Source organism: Clostridium sp. MCC353 (assembly GCF_018785315.1).
Classification (GTDB): domain Bacteria; phylum Bacillota; class Clostridia; order Lachnospirales; family Lachnospiraceae; genus CHH4-2.
Map to the genome: position 1 here is coordinate 44921 of NZ_WQPN01000103.1, position 16616 is coordinate 61536.

General features: G+C 46.1%; 16 protein-coding genes and 3 tRNA genes. 12 read left to right on the forward strand and 7 right to left on the reverse strand.

The annotated features are described in order from the left end of the window. The first annotated feature begins 111 nt into the window (after positions 1 to 111). From GPL15_RS17605 to GPL15_RS17620, 4 genes are all read left to right on the forward strand, one after another. Entirely contained in the window at positions 112 to 2370 is a 2259-nt protein-coding gene (locus GPL15_RS17605) for a heavy metal translocating P-type ATPase (RefSeq protein WP_215700006.1), read from the forward strand. Positions 2371 to 2465: 95 nt separating this feature from the next. Continuing rightward, positions 2466 to 2539: transfer RNA gene (locus GPL15_RS17610), tRNA-Pro, on the forward strand. A 17-nt stretch (positions 2540 to 2556) separates the two neighbouring features. Beyond that, positions 2557 to 2628: transfer RNA gene (locus tag GPL15_RS17615), tRNA-Glu, on the forward strand. Between the two features lie 38 nt (positions 2629 to 2666). Further along, positions 2667 to 2739 (forward strand) — tRNA-Thr (locus GPL15_RS17620). 126 nt (positions 2740 to 2865) lie between these two features. On the opposite strand, the gene GPL15_RS17625 is transcribed toward GPL15_RS17620, so the two are convergent. Genes GPL15_RS17625 through GPL15_RS17635 form a run of 3 tightly spaced genes read right to left on the reverse strand, consistent with a single transcriptional unit; the run spans position 2866 to position 4744 of the window. Next, entirely contained in the window at positions 2866 to 3513 is a 648-nt protein-coding gene (locus GPL15_RS17625; protein ID WP_215700007.1) for an ABC-2 transporter permease, read from the reverse strand. Continuing rightward, complete coding sequence (locus GPL15_RS17630) at positions 3513 to 4367, reverse strand: ABC transporter ATP-binding protein (protein WP_215700008.1); 855 nt, start codon at positions 4365 to 4367, stop codon at positions 3513 to 3515. The genes GPL15_RS17625 and GPL15_RS17630 overlap by 1 nt, the downstream gene beginning before the upstream one ends. Before the next feature lie 2 nt (positions 4368 to 4369). Further along, entirely contained in the window at positions 4370 to 4744 is a 375-nt protein-coding gene (locus GPL15_RS17635) for a GntR family transcriptional regulator (RefSeq protein ID WP_215700009.1), read from the reverse strand. Positions 4745 to 5086: 342 nt separating this feature from the next. Here GPL15_RS17635 and GPL15_RS17640 point away from each other — a divergent pair, with 342 nt between their 5' ends. The 6 genes from GPL15_RS17640 (at position 5087) to GPL15_RS17665 (ending at position 9341) form a co-directional block, all read left to right on the forward strand. After that, on the forward strand, positions 5087 to 5998 hold the full coding sequence (locus tag GPL15_RS17640; protein WP_215700010.1) for a hypothetical protein: 912 nt from the start codon (positions 5087 to 5089) through the stop codon (positions 5996 to 5998). Positions 5999 to 6164: 166 nt separating this feature from the next. Beyond that, a complete protein-coding gene (locus tag GPL15_RS17645) occupies positions 6165 to 6365 on the forward strand; it encodes a helix-turn-helix transcriptional regulator (protein ID WP_215700011.1) in 201 nt (66 codons plus the stop codon). A gap of 2 nt (positions 6366 to 6367) precedes the next feature. Beyond that, the gene (locus GPL15_RS17650) at positions 6368 to 6853 is read left to right on the forward strand and encodes a hypothetical protein (RefSeq protein ID WP_215700012.1); all 486 of its coding nucleotides are present in this window, start codon (positions 6368 to 6370) and stop codon (positions 6851 to 6853) included. Positions 6854 to 7004: 151 nt separating this feature from the next. After that, entirely contained in the window at positions 7005 to 7514 is a 510-nt protein-coding gene (locus GPL15_RS17655) for a DedA family protein (RefSeq protein ID WP_215700013.1), read from the forward strand. A gap of 8 nt (positions 7515 to 7522) precedes the next feature. Further along, positions 7523 to 8788 (forward strand): glycosyltransferase, encoded by a 1266-nt coding sequence (locus GPL15_RS17660; RefSeq protein WP_252198490.1) that lies wholly within the window; start codon positions 7523 to 7525, stop codon positions 8786 to 8788. Next, a complete protein-coding gene (locus GPL15_RS17665; protein ID WP_215700014.1) occupies positions 8727 to 9341 on the forward strand; it encodes a hypothetical protein in 615 nt (204 codons plus the stop codon). Before GPL15_RS17660 ends, GPL15_RS17665 begins: the two co-directional genes overlap by 62 nt. Positions 9342 to 9472: 131 nt before the next feature. Here the strand turns inward: GPL15_RS17665 and GPL15_RS17670 are convergent, their stop codons facing one another. Continuing rightward, on the reverse strand, positions 9473 to 10771 hold the full coding sequence (locus GPL15_RS17670) for an acetamidase/formamidase family protein (protein WP_215700015.1): 1299 nt from the start codon (positions 10769 to 10771) through the stop codon (positions 9473 to 9475). A 72-nt stretch (positions 10772 to 10843) separates the two neighbouring features. After that, entirely contained in the window at positions 10844 to 11899 is a 1056-nt protein-coding gene (locus GPL15_RS17675; protein ID WP_215700016.1) for an alcohol dehydrogenase, read from the reverse strand. Between the two features lie 223 nt (positions 11900 to 12122). Between GPL15_RS17675 and GPL15_RS17680 the strand changes: the two genes are divergently transcribed. Next, positions 12123 to 12800, forward strand: coding sequence for a hypothetical protein (locus GPL15_RS17680; RefSeq protein ID WP_215700017.1), 678 nt, complete (start codon positions 12123 to 12125; stop codon positions 12798 to 12800). 579 nt (positions 12801 to 13379) lie between these two features. On the opposite strand, the gene GPL15_RS17685 is transcribed toward GPL15_RS17680, so the two are convergent. Together GPL15_RS17685 and GPL15_RS17690 are read right to left on the reverse strand one after the other, a co-directional pair. Continuing rightward, positions 13380 to 14069, reverse strand: a complete 690-nt coding sequence (locus GPL15_RS17685; protein ID WP_215700018.1) for a CAP domain-containing protein — start codon at positions 14067 to 14069, stop codon at positions 13380 to 13382. Between the two features lie 161 nt (positions 14070 to 14230). Continuing rightward, positions 14231 to 15145 (reverse strand): LysR family transcriptional regulator, encoded by a 915-nt coding sequence (locus GPL15_RS17690; RefSeq protein ID WP_215700019.1) that lies wholly within the window; start codon positions 15143 to 15145, stop codon positions 14231 to 14233. A 155-nt stretch (positions 15146 to 15300) separates the two neighbouring features. Here GPL15_RS17690 and GPL15_RS17695 point away from each other — a divergent pair, with 155 nt between their 5' ends. Continuing rightward, complete coding sequence (locus GPL15_RS17695; RefSeq protein WP_215700020.1) at positions 15301 to 16608, forward strand: SLC13 family permease; 1308 nt, start codon at positions 15301 to 15303, stop codon at positions 16606 to 16608. The last annotated feature ends 8 nt before the right edge of the window (positions 16609 to 16616 follow it).

Consider the following 16616-nt stretch of genomic DNA (forward strand, 5'->3'; position numbering starts at 1 on the left):
TTATTGGATTTCCGGCCAGAATATACAAAAAAGCCGGTTGGAATTTCTATGAAACTGCAGCAAGATATGCATGCCGGCGCTGGGAATCTGGTTTGAGAAAGGAGAGCGGGCATGATTACTGAACTTTATCTTATAGGCGGTATGTCTTGTGCTGCCTGCAGCAGTGCGGTAGAGCGTGTTACAAGGAAAATGGAGGGTGTCATATCAAGTGATGTCAATCTGGCGACCAATAAGCTGACAATTACTTATGATGAAAAAATGGTTACTTCGGGAATGATCGTGGATAAGGTGAAAAATGCCGGTTATCAGGCCTCTTTAATCCTGGAGGAGGAGAACGGCGGAAAACGGGAGGAAGAGGAGTTTGCCCATCAGGAGGAGCTGCTTCATGAATCCAAACGCCGTCTGATCATTGCTGTATGCTTTGCAGTGCCGCTTCTCTATATTTCCATGGGGCATATGGTTCCATTTCCTCTTCCGGTTCCGGCGTTTATCGATATGGGGCTGAATCCCCGTAATTTTTCCTATGCCCAGCTTCTTCTCACCATACCGGTGCTGATCTGCGGAAGGAAATTTTATACGGTTGGATTGAAAGCCCTTCTTAAAGGCAGCCCTAATATGGATTCTTTGGTGGCAATCGGTACGGGCAGCGCATTTTTTTACAGCTTATATATGACGCTCACTGTCAGGCAGAATCCAATGAATGCCCATCATTTGTATTATGAATCCGCCGCAGTTGTTGTCACTCTGGTGATGCTGGGGAAATATATGGAAAGCAGGAGCAAGGGGAAAACTTCGGAAGCGATCCGCAAACTGATGGCATTGGTTCCTGACACAGCCCTCCTGTATGAAGATGGACAGGAGAGGGAAGTGCCGACGGATCAGGTGAAAAAGGGGCAGCATATCCTGATTAAACCGGGCAGCAGGATTCCTTTGGACGGTGTCGTGGTAAAGGGCAGCAGCAGTGTGGACGAATCCATGCTGACAGGGGAAAGCATACCGGTGGAAAAGGTAAAAGGAGACGCGTTGATCGGCGGCAGCGTAAATTATAACGGGGCAATGGAGTTAGAGGTTACCAGAACAGGTACGGACACTACACTATCTAAAATTATCCGGCTGATCGAAGACGCCCAGGGGAAAAAAGCGCCGATTTCCAAACTGGCGGATCAGGTTTCCGGTATCTTTGTACCGGCTGTAATGGGAATTGCAGCTGCCGCCGCATTGCTGTGGTGGCTGGTTGGCGGTAAGGATATCTCTTTTGTCCTCACCATTTTTGTGGCTGTATTGGTGATTGCCTGTCCTTGTGCGCTGGGACTTGCCACACCGACTGCGATTATGGTGGGAACCGGGGTGGGGGCCAGCCATGGCATTCTGATAAAGAGCGGTGAAGCCCTTGAAATCTGTCATAAAGCGGATACCGTTATATTGGATAAAACGGGAACCATTACAGAAGGAAAGCCAAAAGTCACCGACTTAACGGTATTAAAGACGGGAATCAGGGAAGAGGATCTGCTTTGGACGGCAGCCAGTTGTGAACGGATGTCGGAACATCCTCTGGCGGCAGCGATTGTGGAAGCGGCAGTGGAGAGGGGCCTCAGGCTGGAACAGCCGGATTCCTTCCAAAGCATTACCGGATCTGGAATAGAGGCGCAGTTTCACAAGAAAACAATCCGGATTGGAAACCAAAGGCTTTTGGAGGAAAAAAATGTCCCATTGGAGGAAGAGATCCTGAAACAGGCAGGCCGTTATGCTGGGCAGGGCAAGACTCCGATGTACGTGGTGGAGGACGGAATTCTGACCGGCATAATCTGTGTGGCCGATACGATTAAAGAGACCAGCATCAAGGCCGTCGACCGGATCAAATCATTGGGAATCCAGGTTTATATGCTGACCGGGGATAACCGTCGAACCGCACAATATATCGGAGAGCAGGCGCATATCGAACATGTGATTGCCGAAGTGCTTCCGGAAGATAAGGCGGCCGCGGTCAGCCGGCTTCAAAAAGAGGGGAAAACTGTTATGATGGTGGGAGACGGCATCAATGATGCGCCGGCTCTGGTTCAGGCGGATGTGGGAACGGCAATCGGTTCCGGTAGTGACATCGCACTGGAATCCGGTGATGTGGTTTTGATGAAATCGGATCTTATGGATGTTTACCGTGCTATAAAATTGAGTAAAGCCACCATACGAAATATTAAACAAAATTTATTCTGGGCATTTTTTTATAACAGCCTGGGGATTCCCGTAGCGGCGGGTATCCTTTATCTGTTTGGCGGCCCCTTGCTAAATCCCATGATTGCGGGATTTGCCATGTCCCTCAGCTCAGTCTGTGTGGTGGGAAATGCGTTAAGGCTCAGGACACTAAAACTGTAGAAAATAGGAGCTGGAAAAGAAAGGAATATTTTTTAGAAAAAATTTCAAAAATTCATTGACAATTACAACAATTCATATTATACTATCAAAGGTATCGAGGCGTGGCTCAGTTTGGTAGAGCGCTGCGTTCGGGACGCAGAGGTCGCAAGTTCGAATCTTGTCGCCTCGATTCGATACTTTTGATATGGCCTATTGGTCAAGCGGTCAAGACGCCGCCCTCTCACGGCGGAAACCCGGGTTCGATTCCCGGATAGGTCATTCAGTGCTTTGGATAAACGTCCAAAGCATTTTTAAACGCTTCCGTAGCGCAGCTGGTAGCGCGCCGCATTCGTAATGCGTAGGTCGCCGGTTCGAATCCGGCCGGGAGCTGAGAGAAAACCCTCGATTTTATCGAGGGTTTTCTTGTTTTTTGCCGATACGCATAAGGCATAGGAAATGTGGATTTTTGTGTTTGGCTGCTATTTGGCTACGATAGGTGTCCGGCTTATCCTGTTATCAATATTCTTTCTTCTGTACTGTTTTTACCGATAACCGATACATAATCAGAATCACCGCAGCAGCCACGATTACGGCGGATATGGCCGCCGCAGGCAGCATTTGTTCCAGGTTCACCTGACTGAAATCAATTCCTGACCGGGCAATATTTTTTCCCAATATAAAAATCAGCAGGGTAGGCAGAAGGAACACTGCAAGCATGGCGATTCTTGCTTTCTCAACCCCTACTTTAAAGGCGAGATACAGAATGATACTGAAACCGGTCATGATGACTAAGGCCACGCTTCCTGTATATGCCAATAGTTCAATCAGAGCCAGACTGTTCTGGATGAGCAGTACCGGCACTGCGATTGCCAGGCTGAGACCTGTGCTGCCCAAGAGGGAGAAAAGCATCAGCAGATACTTTGATGTCACCAGATCCTTTCGTAAAATGGGAGCGGACAGTGCAAATGCGTCCCATTTAGACATTTCATCATAGCTCATGGTTGAAATAAACATCATGGCTCCCAGCATGGTTGCGATACTGACGAAAAAGGAAATATCCCATATGCCCATCAGACTGAAAACCAGGTAAAAACCATAGATAAAAACCAGTTGTTTGAAATAAGACTTTAAATTCAGCAAATCTTTTATAATCAGCGCCTTCATCACAAACCTCCTTTTACTTTAAACAGAATGATTTCTTCAATAGTGGTGTCATCCACTACCAGATCCTTGTGCTGCCATATAAATTCATTTTTGTTGTTAATCATCACTTCATAAGAAAAACGGCTGTTTCTTACCGCTGTCACATGGGTTTTATCCATGGCTTTGTAGTCCTGTTCCGTACATTTGACCACACCGTAGTTTTCCAGAAGTTCATCTTTATTTTCTGAAAAAACAATCGTTCCCTCGTGGATAAAGGTGATATAATCAGCAACTTTTTCCAAATCGCTGATAATGTGGGAGGAGATCAATACGGAATGTGTTTCATCCTGAATGAATTCCAGAAGAATATCTAAAATTTCATCCCTGACGATGGGGTCTAAGCCGCTGGTTGCTTCATCCAGGATCAGAAGGCTGGCATTATGGGATAAGGCCAGCGCCAGCGACAGCTTCTGTTTCATCCCTTTAGAAAATTCCTTCAGTTTTTTATTCTCTGGCAGATGAAACTGTTTTTTGTATTCCTGAAACTGCTTATCGTCCCATTGAGTGTACAGTTCTTTCATGACGCGGGCCACATCCTTTATCTTCAGCCCATCATAAAAACCGTAATTATCCAAAACCACACCGATCTGTTCTTTCGCTGCTCTGTCCGGGCTGCCTTTTTGGCCAAGAACTTCTATTTCGCCAGAATCCGGATATACCAATCCCAGAATTGACTTAATAACGGTGGATTTACCCGCTCCATTCTCACCAACCAATCCCATAATGCTGCCTTTTGGAAGGCAGAAGGACACATCCTTTAATGAAAAACCGTCATAGTTTTTACATAAGCCTTTGATCTCAATTGCATTTTCCATGTTTAATCCTCCTGATAAATGATAGTCATCATGTCAATTAATTCGCCCAATGTAATGCCGCCGGTTTTGGCATCGGACACGGCCTTTTGGATTGATTCCTCTACGGCTTTCAACTGATTTTCCCTGACAAATTCCATGTTTTTTTCAGCGACAAAGCTGCCTTTTCCCACGACAGTGGAGATGAATCCGTCCCTCTCCAAATCCTCATAGGCTCTTTTAGTTGTAATTACGCTGATGCGGAGTTCTTTTGCAAGCACCCGCATGGAAGGCAGCGGATCGCCCGCCGACAGATGTCCCGATATGATCTCATTCTTTATCTGTGAGGTAATCTGTTCGTAGATCGGCTTTCCACTGGAGTTGCTGATTATAATATTCAAAAGCGCCACCTCATTCCAAGTGTGTTATAAGTGTATATATCTTATATATACACTTATAACATTATTTTATGCAGCTGTCAAGTATATATGCGATAATAAAATGGGCACCGTGTTATTGCTCAGTAACAGTTTGGACCTGTCTGACCAGTTATGTCACTCACGGCCCCCTCCGTCGGTTGCGGCCAGTCGTCCATGCACTGAGAGACCGTGAGTGGTAACCGGATCGTCACTGCTTTACTTTTCCCATGTGCCGGATCCGGTTCCTGGGTTTGGAAAAAAGTTAAATTTTCTTTTTGCCCTATGAAGTATAATCAGAACATCAATATTAATGGAGGGAATGCTATGAAGAGAGTAAAATTATTTTTATCGGTTGTAATCATGTCACTGTTAATGGCAATCACCGCCTTCGCAGGCCAATGGCAGCTGGATTCCAATGGATGGTGGTATCTGAATGATGATGGAAGCTATCCGGCCGGTCAATGGCAGGAAATCGACGGAAAGCATTATTATTTCAGATCAGACGGCTATATGCTTTCCAATACCATTACACCGGACGGTTATGTAGTGGGAGCCGATGGGGCCTGGATTTCCGGTTACGTGCTGGCTTCCGGTTATGAAGCGGATGAAGAGAAGGGAGAGGATACGGACTATGATGTCAGTATCCAGATGCCGAGATACAAAGATTATACAATTTTCAATCCTGACCGGTCGGATGCCAAACATATTACCATGAGCTGCAATAAAGGATGTAAGATGTATTTTACAAAGGGATACGACCCGGATAATCCGACGGAAGATGATAAGCTGTATCAGAACACGCGGAATACTACCTTTAATATCTGGTATGGAAATCCTGTTCTCAATCCGGGTGAAACACTTAAAGTCGTAGCCATCAGGGATGAGGATGGGGCGAGAAGCGGAGTTACCACCCTGCGCTATGAAGATGCCCATCCGGGAAATAAAAACCGGACAGGCGATATAGCCGCTTCTTCAAATCCGGATACCAGCAGTTCCAATACCAGCGGTTCGGGTGACAGCGGCGCCGGCGGCGGTTCAAAAACAGGGCCGATTACATGTCCGGTATGTGTTGGAAGAGGAAAGGTAACCTGTACTTACTGCCATGGAAGCGGTATTGGGCAGAAGGCGTCGATTGGCCTCAATGGTGATGTGTGGCAGGGCGTTTGTCCCGGATGCGGCGGATCTGGGAACAAAATCTGTTCCGGATGCGGCGGCAGAGGGCTGATTGGATATTGAGTTTATAGGATAATAAAAAGGGCTCCGTTATATTCGGAGTCCTTTTTACATCCCCATAATAAAAAAATGTAAAATTTGCTTTACAATAAATGTAAAGCGTGCTATACTAAAAATGTAAAGGGAACATTACTTTTTGAAAATATAGAAGACAGAAAGAGTGGTGTGTGTGAAAACAAGAATACAAGAACTCAGAAAGCAGAACAAGGTTACTCAGGAGGAATTGGCATCCGCTTTGGGGGTCACAAGACAGACAATCATATCCCTGGAGAATGGGAAATATAATGCCTCCCTCCAATTGGCATTTAAAATTGCCAAATTTTTTAAAAAGAGTATTGAAGAGATTTTTTTATATGAAGAGGAGGATTGAATATGTGGTTAAAACAGCTTTTTATTGAAAATAATATCGATTTTGATAAGCGCTGCAGAACCAGAATTATAACAGGAGCTCTGTTTGCAGCGCTGGGAGCGGTGGCAGTAGCCTTATCTTTTGTATCGGACCGTCTGCCGGTGATGTTTTTGGAACCGGGATACCATGATTTTATATCCGGATTTTATGTAGGTACCGGATGCGGATTGATTGGAGCAGGCATCATGACTGTGATTAAGAATATCCGCTATTTGAAAAAACCGGAATTAAAAAAGGAACGCAAGATATATGAGACGGATGAGAGGAACCGCATGATCGGATTGAGATGCTGGGCTTATACGGGATATACCATGATGCTGGGACTGTATATCGGTATTTTGGCAGGAGGATTTATCAGCGTGAGCTTTTTGAAGACACTCCTGGCTGTGCTTGCGTTTTATGCGGTAACTTTAGGCATTTTTAAGATCATACTGCAGAAAGTTATGTAGGTCATTATGGGAAGGCCGGCCTGGCAGGGGCTGGGCCTTCTTTTTGTTCCTAAAAATTGATTTTTCGTTTCTTTAGAAAATCTTTTGATTTTTCTGAAGTGCATGTTTAGAAACCTCCTTTATGATTAATCCATCAAGGAGGTTTTGTTTTATGGACATTCAGACACTGACACAGTACTTCTTACAATATGGAGCATTTTTTATATTTTTGATTGTTTTATTGGAATATTTGAATCTGCCGGGTTTTCCTGCCGGTATCATCATGCCCCTTGCCGGTATTTGGGCGGCAAAAGGAGAAATCAGTTTTTTGGCGGCCATGGTGCTGGCGCTGCTTGCCGGACTTTTAGGAAGCTGGATTTTATATGGGATCGGGCGGATCGGAGGGGAATTGTTTTTGGAACGGTACTTAAATAAATTTCCAAAACAAAAACCGGTTATTGAAAAGAACTTTTCACTGCTTGAGAAAAAAGGGGCGGTTGGTATTTTTATCAGTAAACTGATTCCGGTTATCAGGACCGTGATTTCCATTCCTGCTGGAGTAGTACGGATGAACTTTATTAAATACAGTATCAGTTCAGCGCTGGGGATCTTTGTATGGAATTTTTTCCTGATTGGAGCCGGCTATCTGTTAGGGGATAAGGCGATACAGTTGTTTTCATAGGAGGATGGATGATGAGGATTGCAATGCTTACAAATAACTATAAACCATTTATTGGAGGGGTTCCCATTTCGGTGGAGCGGCTTTCGGAAAGTCTCCGTAAACTGGGACATGAAGTGACAGTATTTGCGCCGGAAGCAGATGGGTGTGGAGATGATAAATTTGTGGTGAGGTATAAGATTTTATATCAACAGTCTGAAAAGGGGCTGGTGATCGGACAATGTTTTGATAAGCGGATTGAACAGTGTTTTAAGGAGAGAAGGTTTGATGTAATCCACGTGCATCACCCGGTTTTAATGGGGCAGACCGCTTTATATCTGGGGAAAAAGTACGGTATTCCAGTGGCTTATACCTACCATACCCGGTATGAAGAATATCTTCATTATTTCAGGCTTTACAGGGAGATGGATGCCGGATTTTATCCGCTTAACCGTGCGGCCGGGTATGTTAAAAAACGGGTTGTGCCCCGTTGTATGGAGACATTTACCAACCAATGCGACCTGATATTCGCTCCTACCGGCATGATGAAAGACTATTTAGTAAAACAGGGGACAAGAACCAGAATCAGCGTACTTCCCACCGGCCTGGATGATTCTGCTTTTGAAAGGAATACGGAACGGTCCGGACAAATCCGGGCACAGTATTTAAGGCATGGTGATACCTGGCTGTTCGCTACCACCGCAAGGCTTGAAAAAGAAAAAAATCTGGAATTTTTGCTGAGGGGGATCGCCAGGCTGAAGGAAAGGGCCGAAACCTGTTTCAGGATCATGATAATCGGAGATGGAACGGAAAGACAGAATTTAGAACGGTTATCAAAACAGTTAGGGATAGAAGATCAGGTGGTTTTTACTGGAAAACTGCCAAATGACCAAGTGCGCCACTATCTGAATGCGGCGGACGCATTTCTGTTCGCATCAAAGTCCGAGACCCAGGGTATCGTCCTTCTTGAAGCCATGGCAGCCGGATGTCCTGTGACGGCGGTCAAAGCCAGCGGAGTATCAGACGTGGTAAAACATGGTGTCAATGGATATATGACGGAAGAGGACGAAAATGCATGGGCGGAGACAATTGAACAAATGATGGCAGAGAAAAGCCTGTACCAGGCTCTTTCCCAGGAGGCGCAGAGAACTGCAGAAGGATACAGGGCCAATGGCATCGCAAAATTGGCAGAGCACCAATATTACAAAATGATTGAACGGAAAGAGGAGGTAGAATATGAAGGAATGGGCAAGAGCATGTTTATGCCGTCTATATTACGCATATTTAAAACTGCTTGAGAAAACGGTTCGTCTGGATGTGGAACTGCCCATCGGATTGGAACGCGGAGCGATTATTGGATTTTGGCATGAAGACAGTTATATTATGAACCTTCTATTAAAGAAGTTTTCCGTGGAACAGGAGATATCGGCAGTCGTGACTTCGGATGGCAGGGGCGATTATATCGAATATCTTTTAAAACGCTGTCATGGAAAGGCGATTCGGCTGCCTGACGGAAATAAGTGCAGAAAATTTATGGAGGATTTGACTGATACTGCAAAAGATTCCGGTAAAACCCTGGCCTTAGCCCTGGACGGTCCTCTTGGGCCCAGAAGGATTCCAAAAACATTGGCATTTTATCTTTCCGAAACGGGAAAAAAGGATTTTATTGCGGTGAAGGTTGATTATTCTAAAGCCGTCAGCCTGAGCAAACGATGGGATCACTATAAGATCCCACTGCCTTTTACTACAGTTTCAGTTACAATGGATCATTATGGGGTGACAGGAAGAAAAAACATCCCAAGGCTGGATATTCGGCAGAGGCAGGGGGATAGGGCGCCGCTTTTTACATGAAGCATGTTAACATGAAGGGTGTTAACATGAAGGGTGTTAACATGAAGGGTGAAGGCATTTTCGAAAATGCCTTCACCCTTTAATGTTAATGACCAGGTCATTCACATAAATACCAACAGGTTTTTATTCCATTATTCCATACTATATTGTTCACGCACAAATTTCCATACCCCTGCCGCGTCCAGTTTCTCTTTAGGAACCCTAAAAGTAATTGTTACAACTCCGGGAGCCCGGCCGATCTCTATGGCGCCTGATATGGTTACCCGGTTCTGCACTTCGGGGACGGACATGCCGAATAGCTGGGATGCGCGGGTTAACCCGTTGTCAATTGCCAGATTCAGATTTGCCCCGGTTCCGATTACCGATATGGGGGCAGAATCTTCTATGTAAGTTTGATTCCATTTTTCAGCTTCCCGTTGTATAAGCAGTTTTTCATCCGGGGTCAGTGGCTTTGCCAGATAGGGAACATCTTCCGGAACGGGCAGAAGAAGAGGGCCGTCGATTGCAAGGCCGTGGATCACATGAACCTGTAAGATTACGGATGCAGAGACATCACAGGTGTGTCCGGCAATCTCGCCCTCGCCCTGAAGGGCGTGGACGTCGCCTACATAAATGCCGCCGCCCTCTACTTTAACCGGGCAGATGAGGACTGCACCCTCCCGGACTTTGTTAATGTCCATATGGCCATCCGTTTTATCCTTTAAAGTTTCTTCTGTCTGGCAGTATTCATGAGGAGCTCCGAGAAGGAACGCCCCAAAATCTCCTGCATTGTGGGAATCGGGAAGAGGGCGGGCAGGAGTGGTGCCCAGTTGGCCGATAAATGGTTTCAGCCTGGTGGCAATTCCCGGAAGGTCAGACGGAGCCATAGCAACGATGGGATTTTGAATGGAATGATCCGGTGTCTGCATGTAGTGTCTTCCATCTTCAGCAATCTTTAGAGCAGCCTGTTCCTCTACGGTTAATCCAATTCTTTTATTGTCGTCGAAAACGATGGTGTAACCGTTTGTAAATGCAAATGGCGATACAGGAGCGCCGCAATGATCACATCTGACACAGTCCGGGCCAGTGCCTTCTATGTGGGAAGGCGGGTTTTTGGTCTGGCAGTTGGGGCAGATCCGGGCCACAAATGGATCTCCGATAAAACGGTCCGCTATGGTTTTATCATTGCCGGATGCGGTTGCATCAGATGTCACCTGAATTTTTTCGATTCTGATGGCAATGGCGTCTCCCGGCTTTGCACCGTCCACATAAACCGGCTGCGAAACCTCATGGCCGCCTCGGAGTTCAGGGGTGATCATAGGCCCCCAGCAGCCGGCGGCTGTATTTACCATGATCCTTCCGCCGTCCATTACTGGTCCCAGCATTTCCCTGCCAGGATCCAGGATTCCGTTGGTAAAGGTGTTTACCAAAACAGTTTGCTTTGCTTTCATGCAGTTACCTCCTTTAAGAATATATTTACGGGTTACTTGTACTGCTTCTATTATATCATGCTTGAAATGGGGTCAAATGGTAATCGCATATTTTATTACATGATCCTTTTTGTGTTCAAATACTTCATAGGCCTCCATAATATGCTGCAGGGAAGTGCGGTGGGTGATCAGACATCTGGTGTCCAATTTTCCCGATTCAATCAGCTTCAATATTTCTTCACAGTGGGAAGCGTCCACCCCGCCTGTTTTGAAAATCAGATTCTTTCCATACATATTGGGAAGAGGAAGGGATTGTGCTTCCTCATAAAGTGCTGTAATACAGACAACTGCATTGGGCCTGGCTATTTTCCAGGCCGTTTGAAAGGTATCTTTTCCGCCTGCCACTTCCAAAACAGCATCAGCTCCACGGCCTTCGGTAAGGCGCAGCACTTCCTGAAGGACATCTGTATGAAGGGGATTGATGACTGCGTCGGCCAGACCATTTTCCAGAGCCAGGTCCAGCCTTTCGGCACAAGTATCGATGGCTATCACTTTTCCCGGGCCGTAAAGCCGGACGCACATTGCAGTACAAAGTCCTGTGGGACCTGCTCCGATAATGGCCACAGTATCCGCAGGCTTTATCTCCGCCAATCCGGCCGTCCAGAATCCGGTTGAAAGAATATCTCCTGTAAAAAGGGCGGCTTCATCGGAAACCGATTCGGGGATTTTAGCCAGTCCTTGATCCGCAAAGGGGATTCTCACATATTCGGCCTGACCGCCGTCAATCCGGCATCCCAAGGCCCATCCGCCGTGTTCATGGGTACAGTTGTTCACATATCCCCGTTTGCAGAAATAACATGTTCCGCAGAAAGTTTCCACATTAACAGCGACCCGGTCGCCCGCACTGAATTTTTTGACTCCGCTTCCAGTTTCTGTCACAATACCTACAAATTCATGACCTAAAACCGTATCGGGCACAGCTCTTGGGACATTCCCGTGTTTGATATGGATATCGCTGGAACAGATCGTTGTCAAAGTGACTTTAACAATTGCGTCCTGGGGATCTATAATTCGAGGCAGTTTTCGTTTTTCCAGTTGGATTTTGCCAGGTCCTTTGTATACAGCTGCATACATCATCTTATCCGACATAAATTTTCCTCCATTTTGAACTATATGTATTCTTTTTAATAAGTATATCATTAAAATTTTGAGAATTCCATGGATTGAGGATAAATACCAAAGGCAATTTTAAGAAAGTGTAAATAAATCTTACTTTTTTATTAATTAACTTGCAAATAAAATGCAATTTGCTATAATTCATATGTCGCTTACACAAAATCGAAAATATGCGACAAAAGGGAGACAAGTTATTATGAGAAAGAATTTCAAAAAAGGTATGTGTGTATTAGCAATGGCAGCAATGTTAGCAACTTCTGTAACAGCCTGTGGCAGTAAAAAGGCTGATGCTACTACAGCAGCAGAGACAACAACAGAGGCGGCTGCAGAGACAACCGCAGAGGAAACAACAGAAGAAACTACAACTGCAGCTGAGACTACAGAAGCGGAGACCACAACAGAGGCTGAAACAAAGGCTGAAGCAGCAGGAGAGGCTTTGACAGAGGATGAATATCTTACAAAGGCTGAGGAACTGGGCCAGGCTATGACAGATGTGTCTGCAAAAGTTCAGGCTGATTTAGCAACTATGGATCCTACTGATACAGAAGGCATTGCAAAATTGATGGAAGAATTGAAAGCTCCGTTCGTGGAATTCGCCGCTATTCAGGCTCCGGAAGCTTATGCAGAAGCACAGGCTAAATATAAGAGCGGTTGTGAAGCTATGATCGATTATCTGGATATTGTTGTATCCGCTATGGAGATGCAGGCTGGCGGAAAGACCCCTACAGAGGAAGAAACCCAGAAGCTTATGGAAGATATGACAAGTGCTCTTACAATTGTTTCCACAGACTTTACAGAAGGTGCAACTCTTATGGCAGAGGCAGCAGGTGTTGATGCGGCTTTAACAGAAGAGAGCTCATCTGCAGCTCAATAATTGCTTATATTGGGATTTATGTGAGAACATCCCGCTTTCCTGCTGGTTTTCTCAGGCTAAAGTAATAAAACGCTAATTTAACATAAAGGGTGAAGGTATTTTCGAAAATGCCCTCACCCTTTACTGTAAATACCCACGTCACTTACATAAAATCTCCATGCCAGAACCTGTACTAAATATCACCCCAATGAAACTCTATTTGCTTTTTCTACTTCCCTTCCCAAAATCTTTATTATCCTAGTGAAGCCAGTGCACAGCCATGAAGACGGGGAATCCGGGACAGTAGACCGTGGATGCCAGGAATTGGGGAGCATATGCAGACCCTTAGAAATACTTGGTCTTCAAGGGCAAAAAAAGACAGGCAGAAACTGAATTCCGAATCAGTTTCTGAGGTGCCCGCTGAGATGTAAAGTCCATAAAGAGTTTACATCGAATGGGCACCGCCCTGTCTTTTTTTGCCCTTGAAGGCCTTAGTATTTCTTAGGGGCGGAATCAGCTCCCCAATTCCTGGCATCCACGGTCTACTGTCCCGGATTCCCCGTCTTCATGGCGTAACTTTGCCAGTAAGTTAAGTAAAGATTAGTTAACGAACAACTGTGTCCAGTAATCAACTCCATTTGCTCCCTTATAATGTCCGATACCGATGGAAGTAAATGAGGAGTTCAGAATATTAGCCCGGTGGCCGGAACTGTTCATCCATCCTGTCATTACAGCTTGTGGTGAAGTCTGTCCATAGGCAATGTTTTCACCAGAACTTCTGAAATTCACGCCAAAAGCGGTGAGAGCGGTGCTGAAGCTGCTTCCGTCCGGTCTGGTATGAGAGAAGGAGCTTTCGATTTCACGGGCGCGGAGTGCGGCAGCCTGGGACGCTTTGGAATCCAGTGTCAGCGGGGCTGCTCCTGCTTTGGCGCGTTCCTGGTTTACCAGGTTTAATACCTGTGATACATAGGCGTCTGAGCTGGTGGAATCATTTCCCGGATTCTCCGGTGTTGGGTTCTGCATTCCGCCGTCCGGGCTCGGGAATTCTGGCGACGGAAGGCTGATATCCGGAATATTGGTTCCAGGAGTATTGAACCCAGGTTTGTTAAAATCGGGAAATCCGGGAAACTGTGTCTGGCAGTTTCCATTTCCGCCGCCAATCACGACCACAGCTCCCTTTCCTCCCGGAAGATTGTATGTATTCATAGCGGCCTGGGAAGTCATTGGCGCTAAAGCGGTGATGCTCAAAGCAGTTGCTGCAGATAATGCGTAAACGGATAATTTTCTCATGGTAATTTCCTCCTAAAATATTACGTTAATGTTACATATGTGTTACAAAAGAGATAATAACATAAATTCCCTGGGAAATGGCAAGGGAATAAATGGTAATTGCCATGCCGCTTAGGGGTACTAATGGGAACCGGCCATAAGGACGGCCTTTTCCAATGCCCTCATAGGTGAAGAGGAATCTCCATATTTTTCTGCATATTTTTCGCCAGCTCCATGAAACGCCGCATGGGTCTTGAGATATACAGGTTTTTGCGGAATACCAGCAGAAGAGGATAAGGGTAGATCCCACGGTCCAGGTCAAAAAATGTGATCGATTCAGATGACGGGCGGATCTCACTGGTTGCAAAGGTTATGCCCAGTTTATCGCAGGTCATGCGGTAGGCCATATCAAAACTCCTCGTTTCATAAGCGATAGTGGGGGTTATCTCATAGTCAAGAAAAATTTTATCTGTGAGATTCCGCATTGCCTGTCCGGGGTGCAGCAGGATAAATGGCTCATGCCGGAAAAGCCGCAGATCTGCGGCACTGGCGCCCTGAAGGTGTTCTTTTATGACTGGATGATCCGACGGCACAGCCAGCAGAAGCCGGTTGTCCTCCAGACAAATGCTCGTAAATTCATTGCTGCTGTATCCGACGAAAGCGAAATCAATCTTTCCCTTCCGTACTAATTCTAACTGATAATCTGTGGAGCCTTCCTTCAGAACCAGCTCGATTCCGGGATATTCCTTTTTAAATGTGGCAAACAGACGGGGGATGATATAAGGTCCCCGCGTTGTAGTAACCCCGATGACCAGCCTGCCGGATTTGTTCTGTGCGATATCCTCCATTTCCCGTGATAACTGTTCTTCCAGCAGGAAGAAATCCTGAGCGGCCGTGATAAAGCGTTCTCCTGCATAGGTCAAAGTCAGCGGAATGACGTCGCGGTTAAAAAACTGCACTCCGTAAGCCTGCTCTGCTCTGGCTATATGCTGGCTTAGAGAAGGCTGGGAGATATACAGCTTTTCCGCTGCGCGGGAAAAACTCTTTTCTTCCGCCACAGTTAAAACGTATTTCAAAGTCCTTGGATTTATATTCATACTCTATTTCACCCTCCTGGTTATAGCATACATGCTATAAGTATTATTAATCTAATAGTATTTGCAATAAACAGTATATCACTGTAAACTGTAATTGTCGACAAAGAAGGTAGCGTTTAAGCATATGCGCAAGAAAAAGTGGAGGTAACTATATTATGGATTTACTGACAATTATTGGTTTGCTGACTTTAGTTCTGCTTGTAATACTGCTGATGAAAAGTCCGGTTTCACCGATTGTGCTGTTCACCCTGATTCCGACAATTGGAGGGCTGGCTGCCGGATATTCTCTTAAAGAGATCAGCGGCTTTGCCAAATTGGGGTTTGCTTCTGTACAAACAAGCGTTATCGTGACAGCCTTTGCGATCTTATATTTCAGCATCATGTCGGATGTAGGGATGTTTGATATTCTGACAAATCCGATTATCAGAAAAGCGGGAAAGAGTAAAAATCCGGCCAGCGCAATCATCGTAGCCACGGCCATGATTGCAGCAATCGGTCATATGGACGGCGCTGGCACCACGACGATCATGATCACACTCCCTATGATGATGCCGTTGTTCGACAAGATGAAAATGGACCGCAGGGCGCTGGCGCTGGCCATGGGAGTGGTGGTTGGCGCAATGAATCTGCTTCCCTGGACCGGCCCTACCAGACATACCGCAATCGTTCTCGATATGGATCCCGTGGCGCTATGGAGATATATTCTCCCAGCTCAGATCATCATGGTTTTATTGGGGTTTGCGGCCGCCTATCTGTTAGGCCGGCGCGAAATCAGGAGAGGCGCCGTGAACTCCATAGAAGATATTGCCATTGAACCGGAGAAGACGGAAAGTCTCTGCGCTTTACATAGGGGATATTTCATTTTTAATTTGCTGCTCACAGCCGCGTTGCTTGCGGCGCTGGTGGCCGGCATCATGAATTCGGGCTTCACCTTCATGGTATTTACTGGCATTGCGATGGCTGTCAATTATCGTGGGAAAAAGCAGCAGGGCAGGAAGATAAAGCAGTTCAGCCCTGAAATACTGAATATGGTTCTCAATGTAATCAGCGTTGGAGTTCTCATCGGCATTATCCAGGAGGGCGGTTTTGTGGATGCCATTGCGGTTTCCATCATGGGCGTGATGCCTCCTGCTGTGGGGCCGTTCATCTATGTGATTATTGCAGTGATTGCGGCGCCGCTCCTTATGATGCTGGGAACAGGAGCCTATTATCAGGGCTTAATGCCTGTCATCGTCAGCGTCTGCGCGCAGTACGGAGTTGATCCCATCCTTGCGGCCTGCGTGGTGCTGGTTCCCAGCGGTGTTTCCGTATGTCTTTCTCCCATGGTTCCGGCCAACCACGTCAGCTGCGGCATGCTGGGTTTTGAAATCGGAGATTTTATAAACTATGCCTGGAAATGGGTTGTGATCATTTCATGGATCGCCATTCCTATCGCATACTTCACGATTAAATGTTTCTTATAGGAGGTTTC